We start from the raw sequence: 19935 nt of genomic DNA on the forward strand, positions 1-19935 counted from the left end.
CCACCTGGGCGACTCAGGAGGAGAATTCTGCGGGAGAACCGTGAATGTGTCAACCGGATGTCGAAGAAAATTTGTTCGCCGGCAGAAACGAAAAAACCCGCTTGCGCGGGTTTGATCATTTACCGAGTCGTGGTGCCCAGAAGAGGACTCGAACCTCCACGAAGTTGCCCCCGCTAGCACCTGAAGCTAGTGCGTCTACCAATTCCGCCACCTGGGCGACTCAGGAGGCGAATTATGCGGAACCCTCCGGGGGCTGTCAATGCATGCTGAAGCGCCGATTGGCATACTCGCCCCACACCGACTGTCTGGAGTTTCCATGGCTCTGCCGATCCTGCACGCCCACCCGCTGTCGTCGTGCTGCCAGAAGGTGCTGATCGCCGCCCGTGTGCTTGGCGTCGCCCTTGACGAGCGCCTGCTCAACCTCGGCGACCCGGCCGAGCGGGAGATGCTCCAGGCCCTGTCGCCGGCCGAGAAAATGCCGGTGCTGGTCGACCAGGGCCGGGCGGTGGCCGAGACCAGCATCATCATCGAGTACCTGCAGCAGCACCTGGCCGGAGGCCCGCGCCTGATTCCGACCGATGCCGATGCGGCGCTGGCCGTGCGGTTCTGGGACCGGTTCTCCGACTTCTATGTCATGACGCCGATGCAGGCGCTGACCGCCGAACTGCTCAAGCCCGAAAGCGGGCGCAGTGGTGATGCTGCAGAGGCGGCCCGGTCACAGCTGTTGAACAGCTACGCAGCGATGAACCGCCAGTTGGAGGACCGGACGTGGCTGGCAGGCGAGGGATTCAGCATGGCCGATTGTGCGGCGGCGCCCGCGCTGTTCTATGCGGTGGCTTATGTGCCGATTCCGGAAAAGGACGTCCACCTGCTCGCTTACGTCGCGCGGTTGATGGCGCATCCGGCGGTGGCGGCCGTCGTGGACGCGGCGCGGCCGTGGTTCAAGTATTTCCCGGGACGGGCGGGGTTGTCGGCCCGGTTTTACCTGCCCGAGGCCTGAAACGAAAAAACCCGCTTGCGCGGGTTTGATCATGTACCGAGTCGTGGTGCCCAGGAGAGGACTCGAACCTCCACGAAGTTGCCCCCGCTAGCACCTGAAGCTAGTGCGTCTACCAATTCCGCCACCTGGGCGACTCAGGGGGCGAATTCTGGGCAAGTCCGCGAGGGTTGTCAACGCTTTTGTTAAATTTCTTCACAATCCTGCATGGGCTGCGGTGATGACCGATTCTGCACACCTGCACGCGGTACCATGGGGGTCGATGAAATCAAAGAAACCGACCCGGGGCGCGAAAGCCCCCAAATCCCCGGCGCCCAAGCAGGCTGCCGGTCCGTCGGGCAAGCCCCGCGCTGCTGCCAAGTCCGGCAAGCTGCCGCCCTGGATGCCCGAGTCGATGAGCACCCCCGTGCCGCCCCGTGGCGGCAAACGATCCGGCCCGCAGCCGGACGGCCCGCCGATTCCCACCCGTCGCAACCCCCGCCCGAGCGCGGCGGTTGGCAGCGTGGAAGACCCCTTTGCCGCGCGTGAAGCTGAACGCTATGCCCAGCCGATCGCCAGCCGCGAGGCGATCCTGCAACTGCTGGACCGTTGCGATGGCCCGCAGACCGCCGAGGAAATCGGTATCCAGCTCGGCCTGACCGAGCCGGACCGCGCCGATGCGCTGGGCAAGCGCCTGGGCGCCATGGTGCGCGATGGCCAGCTGGTGCAGAACCGCCGCGGCGGCTTCGCCCCGGTGCAGGCCACCAACCTGATCACCGGCGTGGTGATTGCCAACCCGGAAGGGTTCGGCTTCCTGCGCCCGGTGGACGGCGGCGGCGACGACCTGTTCCTGCCCCCATATGAAATGCGCAAGGTGATGCACGGCGACCGCGTGCTGGCCAACGTGACCGGCATCGACCGCCGTGGCCGCCGCGAAGGCAGCATCGCGCGGGTGCTCGAGCGCGGCATGACCCGCCTGATCGGGCGTTTCAGCGTCGAGTTCGGCATCAATTACGTGGTGCCCGACGACAAGCGCATCCAGCGCAACGTGCAGGTTCCGCCGGACCAGACCGGCGATGCCCGCGATGGGCAGCTGGTGGTGTGCGAACTGACCCAGGCCCCGGATACCCGCCGCCCGCCGATCGGTCGCATCATCGCGGTGCTGGGCGACAAGCTCACCGCCTCGCTGATCGTGGAAACGGCGATCCACGGCCATGAGCTGCCGTTTGAATTCCCGCAGGCCGTGCTGGACGAAGCCGCATCGGTCCCGATGCAGGTGGAGCCGACGATGGTCGGCGACCGTGTCGACCTGCGCAGCACGCCGCTGGTCACCATCGACGGTGAAGACGCCAAGGACTTCGACGACGCCGTCTACTGCGAACCCAACGCCGAAGGCTTCCGCCTGGTGGTGGCCATCGCCGACGTCTCCAACTACGTCCGTCCCGGCACGCCGCTGGACGATGAAGCCCAGAAGCGCGCCACCTCGGTGTACTTCCCGGGCTTCGTGGTGCCGATGCTGCCGGAGACGCTGTCCAACGGCATCTGCTCGCTGATGCCCAAGGTCGACCGCATGTGCTTCGTCTGCGACATGCAGGTCAACCGCGAGGGCGAAGTGATCCATTCGCGCTTCTACGAGGCGGTGATGAATTCGCATGCGCGCCTGACCTACACCCAGGTGTGGCAGGCAGTGGGCGAGAACGACCCGGCCGCGCGCAACGCCATCGGTGCGCTGTTGCCGCAGGTCGAACGCCTGCACCAGCTGTACAAGGTACTGGCCAAGGCGCGCACCCGCCGGGGTGCGATCGAGTTCGAATCCTCCGAAGTGCGCTTCGTGCTCGACAATACCGGCGAGGTCACCCAGGCCGGCATGCTGGTGCGCAACGATGCGCACAAGCTGATCGAGGAATGCATGATCGCAGCCAACGTGCAGGCTGCACGTTACCTGCTGCACAAGGGCGTGCCGGCGCCGTTCCGCGACCACGCCAAGCCGCCGGAATCGAAGTTCGAGGACCTGCTGGAATTCCTGAAGGAGTTCAAGCTCAGCCTGCCGCCGTGGTCGAAGGTGCAACCGGGCGATTACACCAAGCTGCTGAAGAAGGTGCGGGAGCGTCCGGATTCGGCGTTGATCGAATCGGTGCTGCTGCGCAGCCAGAGCCTGGCGGTGTACGGGCCGGACAACCAGGGTCATTTCGGCCTGGCGCTGGATGCGTACGCGCATTTCACCTCGCCGATCCGCCGGTATCCCGACCTGCTGGTGCACCGTGCCATCAAGCACGGGCTGAGCGGCAAGCCGCTGGAGAAGTTCACCTATTCCCAGCGCGAAATGGCCGCGCTGGCGTTGCAGTGTTCCGAACGCGAGCGTCGTGCCGACGAGGCCGAGCGCGAAGTGGACGAGCGCTACCGCGCGGCGTGGATGGAAAAGCATGTGGGTGGCCAGTTCGACGGCGTGATCAGCGGCGTGACCAGCTTCGGGCTGTTCGTGGAACTGGACGACTCCAAGGTCAACGGCCTGGTCCATGTCACCCAGCTGCCGCACGACTATTACCAGTTCGACGCGACTCGCAAGACGCTGAGCGGCGAGCGCCGTGGCACCAGCTACCGCCTGGGTGATCGGGTGCGGATCCTGGTGCTCAAGGCCAGCATGGAAGAGCGCAAGATCGATTTCCGCCTGGTCCAAGAGAAAGAAGACGAAGAACAGGCCCTGCCGCCGCGCGGGCAGCCGGCCAAGCGGCAGAAGCAGAAATATTGAGGGGAGGCGACCCATGAACCCGGTTCCTGAATTCTCCGGCGGCTGCCAATGCGGCGCGATCCGCTTCCATGTCCGCGGCGCTTTGCCGGACCGCTCGGTCTGCCACTGCCGGATGTGCCAGAAGGCCTTCGGCGCCTACTACGCGCCGCTGGTATCGGTGCGCGGCGCCGATTTCCAATGGACCCGGGGCGAGCCGCGCCGGTTCCAGTCTTCCAATCACTTCCGCCGTGGGTTCTGCGCCGACTGCGGCACCCCGCTGACCTACGAAGGTGAGGACGGCATGGCGGTGGCGGCCGGCGCGTTCGACCAGCCTGAGCGGCTGCCGCCGACCCTGCAGTACGGCACCGAGTCCAAGCTGCCGTTCGTGGACCAGTTGGGCGCGCTGGACGTGATCCTGCAGGAAGACGACCCCGACGCCGAGCGCCTGCGCAGCCTGGTCTCCCACCAGCATCCGGACCGCGATACCGCGCGCTGGCCCAGCCGGTAGAGCCGGGCTCTGCCCGGCTGCCTCCCGACGCCGGGCTCCGCCCGGCTGCCCCCCACGGCGGGCAGGGCCGCCGCCGATGCTCTACCATTACCACCCCCTGTACCGGTCCCGCCCCCGCAATGAGCAAGCAAAGCCAGTGGATCGTCGGCGTCAACGCCGTCGCCTCCTCGATCGAGAACGATGCCGAGAACGTCCGCGAAGTGCTCATCGAGGCGAGCGCGAAGAACCCGCGGCTGACCGAAATCGAGGAAAACGCACGCCGTAAGGGCATTGACGTCCGCAAGGTCAACACCCAGGCGCTGGACGGCGTGGGCGGTTCGGTGCGCCACCAGGGCGTGGCCGCCCGCTACCAGGCGGCGCGCACCTGGGGTGAGAACGAGCTGGAGGGCCTGGTCGAGGCCGCCGAGGGCAAGGCCCTGCTGTTGATCCTGGACGAGGTTCAGGACCCGCACAACCTGGGTGCCTGCCTGCGCAGTGCCGCGGCTGCCGGTGCCACCGCGGTGATCATTCCCAAGGACAAGTCGGCCACGGTCAATGCCACCGTGCGCAAGACCTCGGCCGGCGCCGCCGATCGCATTCCGGTGGTAGCGGTGACCAACCTGTCGCGCTGCCTGAAGGACCTGCAGAAGCAGGGCGTGTGGATCTACGGGCTGGCTGGTGAAGCCACCGATTCGCTGTACTCGATCGACCTGAAGGGCAACGTGGCGCTGGTGCTGGGCGGCGAAGCCGACGGCATGCGCCGCCTGACCCGCGAAAACTGCGACGGCCTGGTCAAGATCCCGATGCCGGGCGACATCGAGAGCCTGAACGTTTCGGTGGCGGCAGGCGTCGCGCTGTTTGAAGCCGTCCGCCAGCGCGGCTGACAGGCGGTAGCGCCGGCCGTTGGCCGGCCTACGCGGTGCTGACCAACGTTCATGAGGGCCGGCCAACGGCCGGCGTTACCCGCGCCAACGCACCTACGACGCGTTGGCGCTTCCCCCAATGCCTTGAACAACGTCACATCGTTGACCAGCTGCTTCTGCTTCACCGACGCCAGCGACAGCTCGGCATCGCGGCGGGTCTGCTGTGCTTCCAGCCAGGTGCGCAGGTCGGTGGCGCCGACGCGGTAGCGCACTTCGTACATGCGTTCGATTTCCACCGCTTCGTCATACGACGCCTGCGAGGCCGCCACCTGCGTGGCGAACTGGGTGCGGGCCGACAGCGCGTTGTCCACCTCCGACAGCGCCGTGTACAGCGTGCGCCGGAACGTGTTCGCCGCGATCTGGTAATCGGTGCCGGCGATCTGCGTATCCAGCTGCGCCTGGCGGATGTTGAGGAACGGCAGCGACAGCCCCGCGCCCAGTGATGCCACCGGGTTTTTCAGCACATCCGACAGCGTGGTCGCGCCACTGCTGACGCCACCGGTCAGGCTCAACGCCGGGTAATAGCTCGTGGCGGTGACCTTGATGTTCTTCAGGCTGTTGCGCAGGCGCAGTTCGGCTGCACGCAGGTCCGGGCGCCGGCCGAGCAGGTCGGCGGGCAGGCCTTCGGCGATGGCCGGGCTGCCGGCGATATCCAGCGCCTGCGGTTCATCGGCCTGCGGCCACGGCTGGCCATCGAGCAGCACGGTCAACGCGTTGCGGCTGGCCACGCGCTGCTGCTCCAGCGCGCTCTGCGCGGCGCGCTGTGCTTCCAGTTGCTGGGTGGCCTGGCGTACTTCCAGCCGCGATACGGCACCGGCAGTGAAGCGGGCCTGCACCAGTTCCTGGGTGCGCTGCAGGCGCGCGAGATTCGCGTCGCCCGCGGCAATCGACTGGTTGAGGTACGCCAGCGTCCAATACTGGGTGGCCACGTCGCCGATCACCAGCAATGCGGTGTTCTGCAGGTCTTCCTCGCTGGCCTGGGCTTCCCACTGGGCGATGTCGCGCTGTGCGCGCAGGCGGCCCCACAGGTCGACCTCCCACTGCAGCGACACACCGGCCGAGCTGCTCCGGTTCCAGTCGGCGCTCTGGTCAACGGCGCGGTTGCCGCTGCTGCTGATACTGCCTGACGGCTGCGGCCACAGCGCGTTGTCGCTCAACCCGGCCTGCAGCCGTGCCCGCTGCACGGCCAGCCCGGCCGAGGCCAGGTCGGTGTTGGCCTGCAGGGCGCGCGCGATCACCCGGTCCAGCCGAGGGTCGCCGAAGCCGGTCCACCAGGCGTCGTCGCGTACATCGGTGCGCAGCGTAGACGGTGCGTAGGAAGCCTCGGTCGGCGCGTTGCGCTGCGCGTCGCCACGACCATACACGGCCGGTACGCTGGGCGGGTCGACCTTGTACTGGCCGGTGCTGACGCAGGCCGACAGCAGCAGGGCGGTGCCGCAGGCCAGCGCCAACGGGCGCACGGCCGGAACAAACGGGAACAGGGTTGGAATCTTCATTCGCGCGCCAGCGCCTCCACGGGATCGAGTTGGGCCGCATTGCGTGCCGGAAGGAAGCCGAACGCCACGCCGATCAGGCTCGAGCACGCGAACGCGGCCACGATCGAGGCAGTGGAGAACAGCATCTTGAAATCGGGGGCGAAGGTGTCGAACACCCAGCCCACCACCAGCGACAGGCCCACGCCGAGCAGGCCGCCGAGCAGGCAGACCAGCACCGCTTCGATCAGGAACTGCTGGCGGATGTCGCTCTGCCGCGCGCCCACCGCCATGCGCACGCCGATCTCGCGGGTGCGCTCGGTGACCGACACCAGCATGATGTTCATCACCCCGATCCCGCCCACCAGCAGTGCGATGGCGGCGATGGCACTGATCAGCAGGGTCATCGTGCGCGTGGTCTGCTCGATGGTGTCGCGGATCTCGGCGCTGTTGCTGAGGAAGAAATCCTCGGTGCCGTGGCGCATGATCAGCAGCTTGGAGATGGCAGCCTGCGCCGCATCCATCGGGGTGCCATCGTCCACCCGCACGGTGATGCTGGACACGTAGCTCTGGCCCAGCATGCGCGACATCACGGTGGTGTAAGGCACCCAGATCGACAGGCTGGTGCTGCTGCCAAAGCCCATGCTCTGGCGCTGGGCCACGCCGATCACGCGGACCGGCACGTTGCCGAGCAGGATCACCTGGCCGACCGGGTCGGCGCCATTGGGGAAGAACTGGCTGCGGGTGTTCTCATCGATCACCGCTACCTGTGCCAGCCCCTTCACCGCATCGGCATCGAAGAAGTTGCCGGCGCTCAGGGTCACGCCCTTGACCCGGAAGAACTGTTCGCCCACGCCGCTGACCTGGGCGGTGGCCGACTGGTTGCGATAGCGCGCGGTAGCCGACGAGGACACGCTGGGGGTGACGCTGTCGATGTAGCTCTGCCGCGACAGCGCGTCGGCATCGGTGGCCTTGAGCGTCTGCACCCGCGCCGAGCGCATGTCACCGAAACCGCGGCCGGGGTAGACGTCGATGGTGTTGGTGCCCAGCGCGCTGATGTTCTGCAGGATCTGCTGCTGCGAACCATTGCCCATCGCCACCACCGACACCACCGAGGCGATGCCGATGATGATGCCCAGCATGGTCAGGAACGTGCGCAGGCGGTGCGCGTTCATTGCCAGCAGCGCCATCCGGAAGGCTTCGGTGAAGCGGTCGCGTGCGGCGCGCCAGCTGTGGCCCTTGGCGGCGGCCACGGTCGGGGTGCGCTGGGCACGGTAGCTCGGTGCCTTGGCGTTGACGCGGTCGGCGATGATCTCGCCGTCGCGGATCTCGATGATGCGCTGGGCGTGTTCGGCCACCGACATGTCGTGGGTGACGATGATGATGGTGTGGCCTTCGGCATGCAGTTCGCCGAGGATGCCCATGACTTCCTCGCCGGACTTTGTATCCAGCGCCCCGGTCGGCTCGTCGGCCAGGATCACCTCGCCACCGTTCATCAACGCCCGCGCGATCGACACCCGCTGCTGCTGGCCACCGGACAGCTGGCCCGGCTTGTGCCGCATGCGGTCGCCCAGGCCCAGCCGCTGCAGCAGCTGTTCGGCGCGCGCGCTGCGCACCGGTGCCGGGCTGCCGGCGTATACCGAGGGCACTTCCACGTTGCCGCGTGCGTCCAGGTCACCGAGCAGGTGGTAGCGCTGGAAGATGAAGCCGAAATGCTCGCGGCGCAGTTCGGCCAGCTCGTCGGGCAGCATGCTGCCGGTCTCGCGGCCGGCCACCTGGTAGCTGCCGCGGCTGGGGCGGTCCAGGCAGCCGAGGATGTTCATCAGCGTTGACTTGCCCGAGCCTGACTGGCCGACGATGGCCACCATCTCACCGGCGGCGATGTCCAGGTTGACGTCGCGCAGAACTGCGATGGTCTCGTCGCCGGCCGGGAATTCGCGGCGCAGGTCGCGCAGCCGCAGCAGCGGCGTGCCCGTGTTGGCGGTCTTCATCGACGCGGCCCCATGCCCTGGCCGCCCATGCGCATCTGCGCACCGCCACGGTTGCCGCTGCCGGTGGCGGCCGGGGTGGCGCTGCCTTCGCCGACCACCACCTTCTCGCCTTCCTGCAGGCCCGACAGCACTTCCACGCTGGAGCCGGTGTTGATGCCGATCCTGACCTTGCGCGGCTGCGGCATGCCATCGGCATCGGCCACGCGCACGAGGTACTGGCCATCGCGTGCCTTTGGGCCCAGCGCCACCGACGGAATGATCAGTACGCCCTTGGCCTGCTTGAGCATCACCGAGACCTGCGCGGTCATGTCGATGCGCAGCGTGCCGTCCGGATTTTCCACGTCGAACAGCGCGTTGTAGTACACCGCCGAACTGGAGCTGGAGCTGGACGAACTGGAACTGCTGGCGCTGTCGCTGGCGATCGACGACGGCGCCGGGTTGATCTGGCGCAGGGTGGCGTGGTACTTGCGATCCGGGTCGCCCAGTGTGGTGAAGTACACCGGCATGCCGGCCTTGATCTTGACCACGTCGGCTTCGGACACTTCGGCATTCACCGTCACCAGGTCCAGCCGCGCCAGCATTACGATGGTGGGTGCGGTCTGGTTGGCGTTGACGGTGCGGCCTTCTTCGGCGACCACCGCGACCACGGTGCCGTCCATCGGCGCGGTGATCCGGGTGTAGGCCAGGTTGGCATTGGCCGTGCCCAGCTCGGTCTGGCGGCCCTGGATCTGCGCGTCGTAGGCCTTGACCTGCGCACGGGCGGTCTTGAGCGCGGCCTCGGCGGTGTCGAATTCGGCGCGCGATGTCGCCTCGGCGGCCAGCATTTCCTGCTGGCGCGCGAACTCCAGTTCGGCCTGGCGCAGGGTGGCCTGCTGCACCGCGCGCTGGGCAATGACCTGGTCCAGTGACGCCTGCGCGTTGAGCACGGCATTGCGCTGGGTGGTGGCGTCGATCTCGGCGATCAGGTCGCCCTGCTTTACGGTATCGCCCAGCTGCACCTTCAGCGACTTGATCTGGCCCGAGGCCTGTGCGCCAACGCTGACCAGTTTGTAGGCATCGATCACCCCGGTGGCTTCCACCGTCTGCTCCAGGTCGCCGCGGGTGACCGGGCTGGTGGCGAGGGTGGGGGCGCTCGGCTTGCGCAGGCTCCATGCGACAATGCCGGCGACCAGCACGGCCAGGGCGATCACAAGCAGCACGCGGCCGCGGCGGGTGGTAGGCAGGCGGGACTTCACGATGATCGTCAACTCGACAGGCCGGCGTGCGGCGTTGTCAGCATTGTGAAGAGCGCTTGGGGTGGGCTCAACGCTCGCCGTGTAACACCACGTAACCGCGCCACGATTCTGCGTGTCCATCTGTATCGTGCGCGGTGCCTGAAACATGCGTACGCAAACCAGAGGATGCGGTTCAGCTCCCGACAGGGGATCATCGCCGCATGGAGATCACCACTACGATGCAACGCCTGCTGATCGTCGATGACGACAACGACATCCGCCAGCTGCTGGCCGAACAGCTCGGCCGCGCCGGCTACCAGGTCAGTACCGCCAGCGATGGCCAGGGCATGCGCCAGGTGCTGGAGCGCGAGCACGTGGACCTGATCGTGCTCGACCTCAACCTGCCGCGCGAGGATGGCCTGACCCTGTGCCGCGACCTGCGCGCACGGTCGAGCACGCCGGTGATCATGCTCACCGCACGCAGCGAACCGATCGACCGCGTGCTGGGCCTGGAGATGGGCGCCGACGATTACCTGGGCAAGCCGTTCGAACCGCGCGAGCTGCTGGCGCGCATCCGCAATGTGCTGCGCCGGACCGAAGCGCTGCCGGCCAACCTGGAACCGCTGGCGATTCGTCGCGCCCGATTCTCGCACTGGGTCTTCGACCTCGAGCACCGCCACCTGGTGGACCCGGATGGCCGCGTGGTGGTGCTGTCCGGGGCCGAGTTCCGGTTGCTGCGGGTGTTCGTCGGCCACGCCAACAAGGTGCTCTCGCGCGAACAACTGGTGTCGCTGAGCAGTGGGCGCAGCTACGAATCGCAGGACCGCGCGATCGACCTGCAGGTCAGCCGGCTGCGCAACAAGCTGGCCGATGACGGCGGCAGCGATGGCCTGATCAAGACCGTGCGCAATGAAGGCTACGTGCTGGCCACGGCGGTCACGCTGGAATGATGCGCCTGCGCCGCTTCTTCGCCTCGATGGTCGGGCGCCTGTTCGTGATCCTGCTGCTGGGCATGAGCGTGGCCGCCATCGGTGCGACCATGCTGGCCAGCGCCAAGCGCCAGCAGGAATTCGAGCGGCAGAACCTCAACCGCATCGCCGATCGCCTGCAGGGCTTCGTCAACATGCTCGATGGCGATCCCGAGCTGCGCGACCGGCTGCTGACGGTGGGTGGGCCGGCAGTGCGCAGCCTGCCTGAAGGCGCACGGCTGGGCCGCGAGGATTCGGCCATGATGGGCGTGCTCGACGACCGCCAGGGTCCGGTGGCGCACGCCACCGTGCATTTCACCTCGTTCCGTTCGTGCCTGCCCAAAGCCCAGGAACTGCTGCCGCCACCGCCCCCGCCGCAGCAGCGGCGCCGGCCTCCGCACGAACGCGACCCGACCTTCATTCCGCCCAAGTGCCGTGCCGTGCAGGTGCCGCTCAGCGACGGCAAGGTGCTGTCACTGGCGCTGGAATCGCCGGCCATTGCCCATAACGGCATCCTGGCCGTCGACCCGCTGTTCCTGACCCTGCTGGTGCTGGCCATCGGTGCGCTTGCCTACGTGGTGGCGCGCATGGCCAGCGCGCCGCTGCAGCGGTTGGCCTCGGCCGCCGCCGAGCTGGGCGACGACCTGCAGCGGGCGCCGTTGCCGGTGACCGGGCCGCTGGAAGTACGCCGCGCCGCCGAGGCCTTCAATGCCATGCAGAAGCGCCTGCAACGCACCCTGGGCGAGCGCACCCAGATGCTGGCGGCGATCACCCATGACCTGCAGACGCCGGTGACGCGGCTGCGCCTGCGGCTGGAGAATGTCAGTGACGAGGCCCTGCGCGAACGCCTCGTTGGCGACCTGGGGGCGATGCAGGCGCTGATCCGCGAGGGCCTGGAGCTGGCGCGCAGCGCCGAGAGCGCCGAGCCACGAGCCGCGCTGGACCTGGATTCGCTGCTGGAGAGCATCGTCGAAGACGCGGTCGAGGCCGGCGCCGACGCCCGTTTCGACCAGGCCAGCGGCGCGGTGCTGATGCTGCGCCCGCTGGCGATGCACCGGCTGTTCTCGAACCTGGTTGACAACGCGATCAGCTACGGCGGCACCGCCCAGGTGCGGGTCGAGCAGGGCGGGGAGGGGGTGCTGGTGCGGGTGCGCGACAGCGGCCCGGGCCTGGCCGAAGACGAACTGGAAACCGTGTTCGACCCCTTCGTGCGCCTGGAAACCTCGCGCTCGCGCGCCACCGGCGGGGCAGGGCTGGGCCTGACCATCGCCCGCGCGCTTGCCGAAAAGGACGGTGCCACCCTGCACCTGCGCAACCATCCACAGGGCGGGCTGGAGGCGATCGTGCACTGGCCGGCGCCGCCGCGCCCACCGGCCAACCGCGCCAGCTGAGCGTGCAGAGGCAAACCGGCGTGGATTTGCCTACTATGGGCATCCCCCGCCAGTCTTTGCCGCATGAGTGCGCCCGAACTGGCCGGCTTCCCTTCCAGCTCCCCGCCGGATCCCTACGGATGAGGCAGGGGGGAGGCTGGAACCGGTGGCGGCCGGTACAAGCAGCAGTGACCTTTCAGCGCCTGTGCCTGGCGCTGGTCTGGCTGTGCCTGTTGTCCGGGCTGCCGGCGACGGCAGCCGCCCAGGAGGGCCCGCCGCCGCTGCGCGACTACGCCATCGACGTGTGGACCTCGCGCAACGGCCTGCCGCACAACTCGCTGCGCGACATCGCGCAGACGCCGGAGGGCCACCTGTGGTTCGCCACCTGGGAAGGGCTGGTGCGCTACAACGGCCTGGACTTCACCGTGTTCGATCGCAGCACCGATCCGGGCCTGCGCGACAACGGCGTGGGCGCGCTGTTCGTCGACCGCGATGGCGGGCTGTGGATCAGCGATTCGCGCGGCAACGTGACCCGGCGCAGCGCCGATGGCCGCTGGCGGGTGTTCGTACACCAGCCCCCTGCGCCGCAGGTGCTGATCCAGGCCATGCAGATGGACAGCCATGGCCGGCTCTGGCTGCTGTACGAAGGCAACGGGATCGGCAGCGTGACCCGCGAGGGGCATTTCGACTATCACAAACCACCGGCTGACGTGCCGATGGCGATGAGCTTCACCAAGCTGGTGGTGGATGCGCAGGACCGGGTCTGGGTCGGCACGCTCGATGGCCTGGTGGTGCGTGGCACCGATGGCGTGCTGCGCCGCGCGCCGGAGAGCTACGGGCTCGGTCGCGGGCTGGTATGGCCGTACCGCGCGCCCGACGGCGTGCTGTGGATCGTCGCCGGCGAGCGCATCTACCGCATGCAGGATGGCGTGCCGCAGCTGCAGCACCGGCTGACGCCGGGCATGCACATCACCTCGATGCTGCAGGACCGCCACGGCGACCTGTGGCTGGGCACCGAGAACCAGGGCCTGCTGCGGCTGTCGCGGCACGGGCTGGAGCGCCTGCCGGCCGGGCTGTCGTTGCCGGGCGGGCGGGTCGTCAGCCTGCGCGAGGACGCCGAAGGCAGCATCTGGGTAGGGGCAAACGGCGGCCTGTACCGTCTGCGCGAAACGCTGTTCAGCAGTTTCACCGAGCGTGACGGGCTCAGCGGCGATTACGTGCGCACCGTGCTGGAAGACCGCGAGCGCCAACTGTGGGTCGGCAGCGCCCGCGGCCTGGACCGGCGCGACGCGCAGGGCGTGTTCCACCCGGTGCCGCTGCGCAACCGCGGCGGCAAGACGCCCTCGGTGCTGAGCCTGGCCCAGGACCATGCGGGTGGGCTGTGGGTGGGCACCTTTGGCGATGGCATCCTGCACCTGGACGGGCAGGGCCGCATGCTGCGCAGCTACGGCACCGAGGACGGCCTGCCCGGCGGAAACATCCGCGCGATGAGCGTCGACCGCGCTGGCGCGGTGTGGGCCGGCACCCAGAAGGGCGTGGCCCGGCTGGATGCCGACGGGGTGACCGTGCCCACCGTGCCGGGCATGCCGACCGGCCTGGTCACCGCCTTGGCCCACGACGCCGAAGGCGATCTGTGGGTGGGCACCATCGAAGGCATCCGGGTGCTGCGCGGCGACCACGTGCAGCGCATCGACCTGGCATCGTTGGGCGGTGGCCGCAGCGTGTTCGGGTTCCAGCAGATCGGCGATGCGATGTGGATCAGCAGCGACCGCGGGCTGTACCGCTACCAGGACGGCACGCTGTCACGGGTGGGGCTGGAGCAGGGCATGCCGGTCGATACGGTGTTCCAGCTGGTCCCTGACCGCATCGGCAATGTCTGGATCAGCAGCAACCGCGGCGTGCTGCGCACCGACATGGACATGCTCAACGACGTGGCCGACGGACGCACGCGGCGGATCGAGGTCGAGCATTACAACGAAATCGACGGCATGGCCAATTCGCAGGCCAACGGCAGTTCCGGTCCGTCGGCGATCCTGCGCCAGGACGGCACGTTCTGGGTGGTGACGGCCGGTGGCCTGAGCACGGTCGACCCCCTGCGGCTGCAGCGCTTCCGCGAACGCCTGGCCCCACCCGCAGCGATCGAAACCGTGCTGGTGGATGGCGTGCCGCTGCACTGGCAGGGCGCCAACCACAACACGCTGACCGGCGGGCGCCGGCTCAGCATCAGCTACGTGGGCCTGAGTTACCTGATGTCCGAGCGGATCCGCTACCGCACCCGCCTGGACGGGCTGGACAGCGCCTGGATCGAGCGCGGCCAGCAGCGCAACGTGGAGTTCGTCGGGTTGCCCCCCGGCAACTACACCCTGCACGTGTCCGCCGCGCACCCGGGGGGCGCCTGGGGCGACAGCGAAGCGGTGTGGTCGTTCACCGTCGAGCCGTTCCTGTGGCAGCGGCGCAGCGCGCAGTTCATGTGCGGCCTGCTGCTGCTGGCCGGGCTGGTGGCGTTGTACCGCTACCTGATCAAGCGCTACAAGGCCAGCAACGTGCGCCTGGCGCGCAAGGTCGATGCCGCCACCCGCGACCTCAAGGCGCAGACCGCCAGCCTGCAGGCGTTGAACGAAGAAAAGACCCGGCTGGCCGAACGGTTGGCGGTGCAGGCCGAGCAGTTCGAGCGGCAGGCGCGCGAGGACGCGCTGACCGGGCTGCCCAACCGCCGCGCGTTCGACGAAGCGCTGGCGCGTGACTTCGCCCGCTCGCAGCGCAGCGGCCACCCACTGTGCCTGGTGGTGCTGGACATCGACCACTTCAAGGAAGTCAACGACCGGCACAGCCACAGCGTGGGCGACATCGTGCTGACCCAGGTGGCGCGGGTGATCGCGTTGGCCTGCCGCGATTCGGACATGCCCGCACGGACCGGCGGCGAGGAGTTCACGCTGCTGCTCAACGACACCCGCCTGGCCGAAGCGGCGCAGGTCTGCGCGCGCCTGCGCGGGCTGTTCCACGACCATCCGGACTGGGCCGGCGTGCCCGGCCTGCAGGTCACCTTCAGCGCCGGCCTGGTCGAACTGGATCCGGCCGACCGTACCCCGATGCTGCTCTACCAGCGCGCCGACCGCGCCCTGTACCGCGCCAAGAGCGAAGGCCGCGACCGCACCGCGATTGGTTGATCAGGGGCGTGGCCAGGCGTTGGCGATCTTGCAGAACAGCTTGGCCGTCTGCTCGGTGTCATACACCGCGCTGTGCGCTTCATCGGCATCCCATCCCAGCCCTGCGGCCGTCGCCGCACGCGCCAGCACGGTCTGCCCATAGGCGATACCGGCCATGGTCACCGTGTCGAACACGCTGAAGGGGTGGAACGGGTTGCGTTTGTGCCCGACCCGGTTCACTGCGGCATTGATGAAGCCCAGGTCGAAGTGCGCGTTATGGCCGACCAGGATCGCGCGCTGGCAGCCGTACTTCTTCACTGCCGCGCGCACCGGCGCGAAGATGTGGTCCAGCGCATCCCTTTCCGCCTTGGCCAGCCGGAACGGGTGGTCGAGGATGATGCCGGTGATCTCCAGCGACTTCGGGTCGATCTCCAGCCCTTCGGCGGGCACCACGTGGGCGCTGGCGGTCTGCCCCGGATAGAGCAGGCCGTTGTCATCCATTTCGATCGGCACGGCCGCGATCTCCAGCAGCGCGTGGCGCTGGCTGTCGAAGCCGCCTGTTTCCACATCCACCACCACCGGCAGGAAGCCACGGAAGCGGGTTGCCATCATGCGCTGGGCGGCAGAGGGCACGTCTTCAGCGGCCACCGGCGCGCCGGCGGTCTGGGGGAGGTCTTGAGTCATCGATGGAGTTTAGCAGAGCGACCTGACCGTCCCGTGGCGCCGCTGCCAGACCGCCACGCCGAGCAACGTTGCGCCCAGCACGGCCAACGCCAATGCCGGGGCCGGCAGCAGCCAGCCCAACGGCCACGCCGTGGCCAGTGCCAGCCCACCCCACGCCAGGGCGTCGGCATGCCCACGCGGTGCCCGGGCCAGGCAGGCATCCACGCTCAGCCGGCCCGCCCCCTGCAGCAGCAGGGGCAGCAGCATGGCCACGAACAGCAGTGGCAGTTTGAAGTTGCCCTGGCCCTGATCGCTGATCACATAGCCCTGCGCCAGCCCGGCAAGGGAGTCCCAGTGCGCCGGCCAATGCACCGCTGCGGTGGCAACCACGGTCAGCCCGATCAGCAGCGCCGCGGTGGCGCGGGTGGCGATGCCGAGCAGCAGGCAGGCGCCACCGACCAGCTCGAGCCAGGTCGCCGCCTGCCAGTTGAACCCGGCCGGCAGCCAGCGCAGCGGCAGCGGGAAGTACGCCTGCACGTTCTCGAACCAGTTCACCCCGCGCCACTTTTCCAGGCCCGATTCCAGGTATTCCCAGGCCATCAGCAGGCGAAGTCCCAGCGGTGCCAGCCACGTGCCCAGGCCATCGAGGCGGTCGTGGAAGGGGGAACGGGTGAAGAAGGGCAGGCGCATCGGCGGATCCATTACAGCGAAAGGTCCTTTGAAGAGGATCGATGCGCCGTGAACGATGCGTTTGGCGTTGGCGACGTTCAGCCACCAGCAGGCCGCGCAGCCGGGCCGATCACCCCTGACGCCAGTAGTTGGGCCAGCAGTGCGCGCCCGGGCGCTTCCAGCGCGACAGGGTCCAGGCCGTGGTCGTCGGCCAGTTGCCGGAGATGCGTGGCGCCACTGCGCGGCGGCGCTGCCTCCAGCTGGGTCAGCAGCTGCCACGCCAGTGGACTGAGCTGCGAGAACACGATGCGGCCATCGGCCACCCGGCGCGCCAGCAGGAAGGTCGGTTCGGGCGGCGCGGTGGTGGGTTGGAACGCAACGCCGATCTGCTGCACCGGCCAGTGGTAGGCCAGCGGCCAGGCCAGTGGGGAACGCTGCAGCCGTGACTGCCAGGGGTCCACGTCCGTGCCGCACGCACGCAGGGGGTGCGCGTCGCGCGACTGCAACGCCAGTTCCACCCATTCGTAGTGCGCCAGCTCGGCCAGGAACGGGCGCGGCAGCGCGTCCTGCAACTGCAGCCATTCAACGAACTCGGCGGCAACCTCGGTGAACAACGGCGAGGCGCAGCGGTGCTCGATGAAATAGCGCCTGCACACGGCGTCCCACTCCTCTTTCTCCAGCAGCTGCAGCAGAACGGGAAAACTGCTGCCGAGCAACGCCTGCAGGTTGTTGAACAGCAGGTCGCGGTAGATCTGCACGCGGCGGGCTTCCAGCGCCGCCGGCGCCGGTGCGTGCAGTGGGTCGCGCAGGTGCCGGGTCAGGGCGAACTGCTGGTCGCGCAGTTGCCCACTCATGCGGCCGCTCCGTCCACGCGGCCGGGGCTGCGCAGGATGCTTCGCATCTGTTGCAGTTCGGCGAGCAGTTCGGCATAGGGCGGAATGTTGAAGTCGCGCTCGAGCAGCGCTGGTCGCGGGCCGAAGGTCCTGCAGGCATGCCGGAGCAGTGCCCACACCGGATCGATGACGGCGCTGCCATGGGTGTCGATCTTCAGGTCGTCGGCCTCATCGTAGTGCCCGGCGACATGCAGGCAGACGACGCGTGAGGCAGGCAGGCCATCGATGAAGGCCACCGGATCGTAGCGGTGGTTGATGGCGTTGACGTAGACGTTGTTGACGTCCAGCAGCAGGTCGCAGTCGGCTTCCTGCAGCACCGCCGTGGTGAAGGCAAGCTCGCTCATCGCCGCATGCGGGGTGAGGTAGGTGGACACGTTTTCCACCGCGATGCGGCGGCCCAGGCGGTCCTGCACCTGGGTGATTCGGGCGGCGGTGTGGCGTACCGCTTCGTCGGTGAACGGCAACGGCAGCAGGTCGTACAGATGGCCATCGTCGCTGCAGTAACTCAGGTGTTCGCTGTAGAGCCGGACGTGGTGGGTGTCGAGGAAGCGGCCGACCCGGTCGATGAAGGCCAGGTCCAACGGGGCGCTGCCACCGAGCGAGAGCGACAGCCCATGGCAGGTCAGCGGGTAGCGCGCGCTGAGCCCGCGCAGGTGCTCGCCGAGTACGCCGCCGAGGCCGATCCAGTTTTCCGGCGCGCACTCGAGGAAATCGATATCGCCGGGCGGCGCCTGCTCCAGATCGTCGAGCAGGGCGCGGCGCAGGCCCAGCCCCACCGCCGTTGCAGGCAACGGCGGTGGGGTGGCGCGGGTCACGCCGGTGCGCGGATCAGTGCCCGGCACCGCACTTGCCTTCGCCACACTTGCCCTCGGCGGTCTTCTTGGCGGCAGGCGCAGGCTTGGCCTTGGTCTTGTCGGCCCCGCACTTGCCTTCGCCGCACTTGCCTTCAGCGGCCTTCTTGTCGGCCGCGTGCGGCTTCGCCTTGTCGGCGCCGCACTTGCCTTCGCCGCATTTACCTTCGGCGGCCTTGGCATCGGCCTTGGGCGCGGCCTGTGCGGCGAGTGCGTAGCCTTGGGCCAGGTCGGTCATCGACAGCGCCGAAGCGGTGCCGGCCAGGCCGAGCCCGCCGGCGAGCGCGGCGCAGGCCAGCAGGGAGGCGTGTTTGGTGGACAGGGTCATGCAGAAGCTCCTTGTAATGCCCTTGCAGGGGCAGGGTGTTGCCAGGGGAGCATGCCGGATTGTCGGCACGCGGGGAATATCAGGCCAGGTATTCGCGCGCCATGACGCGGGCACGGTGCAGCCGGGCCTTGATGGTTTCGGGGGTGGTGGAGAGCTGCCCGGCCAGTTCGGCGATCGACAGCCCTTCCAGGTCGCGCAGCAGGATCACTTCGCGGTAGTGGGCGGGCAGCGATTCCAGCGCAGCGGCGCAGTCGCGGCGCAGGTCCAGGTTGTCGCGCTGGGCCGGCGGCAGGATTTCCTCGCGCAGCTCTTCGTGCCGCCACTGGCAGCGTGCACGCTTGAGCCGGTTGCACTCGCGCTTGACGATGCGGAACGCCCATGAGGTGAAGCACTCCACCAGGCGCAGGTCGCACAGCCGCCGCGATACCGTGATCAGGCTTTCCTGCACCGCATCTTCGACGTCATTGATGACGCAGTGGTATTCGGCGTAACGGCGCAGGTGCTGGCGCGAATGACGCAGGACGCGGTCCAGCGCGGCGCGATCGCCGCCATGGGCGGCGGCAAGTTCGTGCGGGCAGAGGTGGTACATGCGGTGGGTGGATCCTGTTCAACGTGGCACAGGATAAGAGCGCGGCCGGAGCGCGAAGGATGCGCGGTACGACGGTTTGAGACAGGAGCGATTCAGTGCCAACAGTTCGCTCACGACACGACGGGACGTTCACGACAATCGGCGACGGCGCGAAGACTGCCCCGAAACGCAGACGCGCCGGGAGGTCCCGGCGCGTCGCAGGGTCATGCCTGTCGCGAATGGATCAACGACCGTTGAGCACCACGTCCGCGATCAGGCCGCTGGCCACCGCAATCAACACATAGCGGTCGTCGACCTTGCGCCATTGCTGGCCCCGCTTGGGCGCATGCAGGCCGTGGCGCTTGTAGTCGCTGACGTAGGCGCCACGGTGGTCCTTGGCCAGGTGGCCACCCCGACGCGGCGGGTCGTGGCGTTCGTGCCCACGCGACGGACCCTGGTTGCGGTCATCGCGCTGGTCATGGCGGTCGCGGTCGTCATGGTGGAGCGGGGCGGCGAACGCCGAACCGGTCGCGGCAAGCAGGGTCAGGGACAGCGTGGCGGCGAGAAGACGTTTCATGGTGTGAACCCTCTGGAGCGGTGGGGGTGGAACGCAGGTCCAGAGTGGGTTTTTTTGGCTGAATAGGCAATTAAAAAGGCCGATACGCGGTATCGGCCTGTAACGGCGTGT

16 protein-coding genes, 2 tRNA genes and 1 pseudogene are annotated in these 19935 nt (G+C 68.2%); 7 read left to right on the forward strand and 12 right to left on the reverse strand.

All coding sequences use genetic code 11. The features are described from left to right. Positions 1-130 precede the first annotated feature (130 nt). Positions 131-217: transfer RNA gene (locus J7J08_RS02290), tRNA-Leu, on the reverse strand. 99 nt (positions 218-316) lie between these two features. On the opposite strand from J7J08_RS02290, the gene J7J08_RS02295 reads away from it, so the two are divergent. Then, on the forward strand, positions 317-1000 hold the full coding sequence (locus J7J08_RS02295; protein WP_214901123.1) for a glutathione S-transferase family protein: 684 nt from the start codon (positions 317-319) through the stop codon (positions 998-1000). A gap of 44 nt (positions 1001-1044) precedes the next feature. Here J7J08_RS02295 and J7J08_RS02300 read toward each other — a convergent pair. Beyond that, positions 1045-1131: transfer RNA gene (locus J7J08_RS02300), tRNA-Leu, on the reverse strand. 128 nt (positions 1132-1259) lie between these two features. Here J7J08_RS02300 and rnr point away from each other — a divergent pair. From rnr to rlmB, 3 genes are all read left to right on the forward strand, one after another. Continuing rightward, positions 1260-3725 carry a ribonuclease R gene (gene rnr / locus J7J08_RS02305; RefSeq protein WP_214901125.1) on the forward strand — a complete coding sequence of 822 codons (2466 nt, stop codon included), beginning with the start codon at positions 1260-1262 and terminating at the stop codon, positions 3723-3725. A gap of 13 nt (positions 3726-3738) precedes the next feature. After that, on the forward strand, positions 3739-4212 hold the full coding sequence (locus J7J08_RS02310) for a GFA family protein (RefSeq protein WP_214901127.1): 474 nt from the start codon (positions 3739-3741) through the stop codon (positions 4210-4212). A 119-nt stretch (positions 4213-4331) separates the two neighbouring features. Then, positions 4332-5075 carry a 23S rRNA (guanosine(2251)-2'-O)-methyltransferase RlmB gene (gene rlmB, locus J7J08_RS02315; protein WP_214901129.1) on the forward strand — a complete coding sequence of 248 codons (744 nt, stop codon included), beginning with the start codon at positions 4332-4334 and terminating at the stop codon, positions 5073-5075. A gap of 113 nt (positions 5076-5188) precedes the next feature. On the opposite strand, the pseudogene J7J08_RS02320 reads toward rlmB, so the two are convergent. The 3 genes and pseudogenes from J7J08_RS02320 to J7J08_RS02330 all read right to left on the reverse strand — a co-directional run. Beyond that, a pseudogene (locus J7J08_RS02320) lies at positions 5189-6610 on the reverse strand (TolC family protein); the annotation flags it as partial. Further along, positions 6607-8577 (reverse strand): MacB family efflux pump subunit, encoded by a 1971-nt coding sequence (locus tag J7J08_RS02325; protein WP_214901131.1) that lies wholly within the window; start codon positions 8575-8577, stop codon positions 6607-6609. The gene J7J08_RS02325 and the pseudogene J7J08_RS02320, both read right to left, overlap by 4 nt. After that, entirely contained in the window at positions 8574-9812 is a 1239-nt protein-coding gene (locus J7J08_RS02330; protein WP_343237688.1) for an efflux RND transporter periplasmic adaptor subunit, read from the reverse strand. Before J7J08_RS02330 ends, J7J08_RS02325 begins: the two co-directional genes overlap by 4 nt. Positions 9813-10030: 218 nt before the next feature. Between J7J08_RS02330 and J7J08_RS02335 the strand changes: the two genes are divergently transcribed. The 3 genes from J7J08_RS02335 (at position 10031) to J7J08_RS02345 (ending at position 15296) form a co-directional block, all read left to right on the forward strand. Beyond that, on the forward strand, positions 10031-10741 hold the full coding sequence (locus J7J08_RS02335) for a response regulator transcription factor (protein ID WP_214901591.1): 711 nt from the start codon (positions 10031-10033) through the stop codon (positions 10739-10741). Then, positions 10738-12150, forward strand: coding sequence for an ATP-binding protein (locus J7J08_RS02340; protein WP_214901134.1), 1413 nt, complete (start codon positions 10738-10740; stop codon positions 12148-12150). Before J7J08_RS02335 ends, J7J08_RS02340 begins: the two co-directional genes overlap by 4 nt. 182 nt (positions 12151-12332) lie before the next feature. Then, on the forward strand, positions 12333-15296 hold the full coding sequence (locus tag J7J08_RS02345) for a ligand-binding sensor domain-containing diguanylate cyclase (RefSeq protein ID WP_251006388.1): 2964 nt from the start codon (positions 12333-12335) through the stop codon (positions 15294-15296). Here the strand turns inward: J7J08_RS02345 and rnt are convergent, their stop codons facing one another. The 7 genes from rnt to J7J08_RS02375 all read right to left on the reverse strand — a co-directional run bounded on the left by rnt (position 15297) and on the right by J7J08_RS02375 (position 19824). Continuing rightward, positions 15297-15884, reverse strand: coding sequence for a ribonuclease T (gene rnt / locus J7J08_RS02350; protein WP_214901593.1), 588 nt, complete (start codon positions 15882-15884; stop codon positions 15297-15299). Between the two features lie 84 nt (positions 15885-15968). Continuing rightward, a complete protein-coding gene (locus J7J08_RS02355; RefSeq protein ID WP_214901138.1) occupies positions 15969-16628 on the reverse strand; it encodes a DoxX family protein in 660 nt (219 codons plus the stop codon). A gap of 77 nt (positions 16629-16705) precedes the next feature. Next, positions 16706-17461, reverse strand: coding sequence for a putative DNA-binding domain-containing protein (locus J7J08_RS02360; RefSeq protein WP_214901140.1), 756 nt, complete (start codon positions 17459-17461; stop codon positions 16706-16708). Then, positions 17458-18270, reverse strand: coding sequence for a DUF692 domain-containing protein (locus J7J08_RS02365; RefSeq protein ID WP_251006389.1), 813 nt, complete (start codon positions 18268-18270; stop codon positions 17458-17460). Before J7J08_RS02365 ends, J7J08_RS02360 begins: the two co-directional genes overlap by 4 nt. 58 nt (positions 18271-18328) lie before the next feature. After that, the gene (locus J7J08_RS13335) at positions 18329-18679 is read right to left on the reverse strand and encodes a hypothetical protein (protein ID WP_251006348.1); all 351 of its coding nucleotides are present in this window, start codon (positions 18677-18679) and stop codon (positions 18329-18331) included. A 79-nt stretch (positions 18680-18758) separates the two neighbouring features. Further along, positions 18759-19268 (reverse strand): sigma-70 family RNA polymerase sigma factor, encoded by a 510-nt coding sequence (locus tag J7J08_RS02370; protein WP_214901145.1) that lies wholly within the window; start codon positions 19266-19268, stop codon positions 18759-18761. Positions 19269-19491: 223 nt separating this feature from the next. Beyond that, positions 19492-19824, reverse strand: a complete 333-nt coding sequence (locus J7J08_RS02375; protein ID WP_214901147.1) for an RcnB family protein — start codon at positions 19822-19824, stop codon at positions 19492-19494. Between the last annotated feature and the right edge of the window lie 111 nt (positions 19825-19935).

This window comes from Stenotrophomonas sp. ISL-67, from assembly GCF_018612915.1.
Lineage (GTDB): Bacteria > Pseudomonadota > Gammaproteobacteria > Xanthomonadales > Xanthomonadaceae > Stenotrophomonas.

Coding starts and splice junctions, on each gene's coding strand:
- J7J08_RS02295 (WP_214901123.1), top strand. CDS start 317: ATGGCTCTGCCGATCCTGCACGCCCACCCGCTGTCGTCGTGCTGCCAG.
- rnr (WP_214901125.1), top strand. CDS start 1,260: ATGAAATCAAAGAAACCGACCCGGGGCGCGAAAGCCCCCAAATCCCCG.
- J7J08_RS02310 (WP_214901127.1), top strand. CDS start 3,739: ATGAACCCGGTTCCTGAATTCTCCGGCGGCTGCCAATGCGGCGCGATC.
- rlmB (WP_214901129.1), top strand. CDS start 4,332: ATGAGCAAGCAAAGCCAGTGGATCGTCGGCGTCAACGCCGTCGCCTCC.
- J7J08_RS02325 (WP_214901131.1), bottom strand. CDS start 8,577: ATGAAGACCGCCAACACGGGCACGCCGCTGCTGCGGCTGCGCGACCTG.
- J7J08_RS02335 (WP_214901591.1), top strand. CDS start 10,031: ATGCAACGCCTGCTGATCGTCGATGACGACAACGACATCCGCCAGCTG.
- J7J08_RS02340 (WP_214901134.1), top strand. CDS start 10,738: ATGATGCGCCTGCGCCGCTTCTTCGCCTCGATGGTCGGGCGCCTGTTC.
- rnt (WP_214901593.1), bottom strand. CDS start 15,884: ATGGCAACCCGCTTCCGTGGCTTCCTGCCGGTGGTGGTGGATGTGGAA.
- J7J08_RS02355 (WP_214901138.1), bottom strand. CDS start 16,628: ATGCGCCTGCCCTTCTTCACCCGTTCCCCCTTCCACGACCGCCTCGAT.
- J7J08_RS02360 (WP_214901140.1), bottom strand. CDS start 17,461: ATGAGTGGGCAACTGCGCGACCAGCAGTTCGCCCTGACCCGGCACCTG.
- J7J08_RS13335 (WP_251006348.1), bottom strand. CDS start 18,679: ATGACCCTGTCCACCAAACACGCCTCCCTGCTGGCCTGCGCCGCGCTC.
- J7J08_RS02370 (WP_214901145.1), bottom strand. CDS start 19,268: ATGTACCACCTCTGCCCGCACGAACTTGCCGCCGCCCATGGCGGCGAT.
- J7J08_RS02375 (WP_214901147.1), bottom strand. CDS start 19,824: ATGAAACGTCTTCTCGCCGCCACGCTGTCCCTGACCCTGCTTGCCGCG.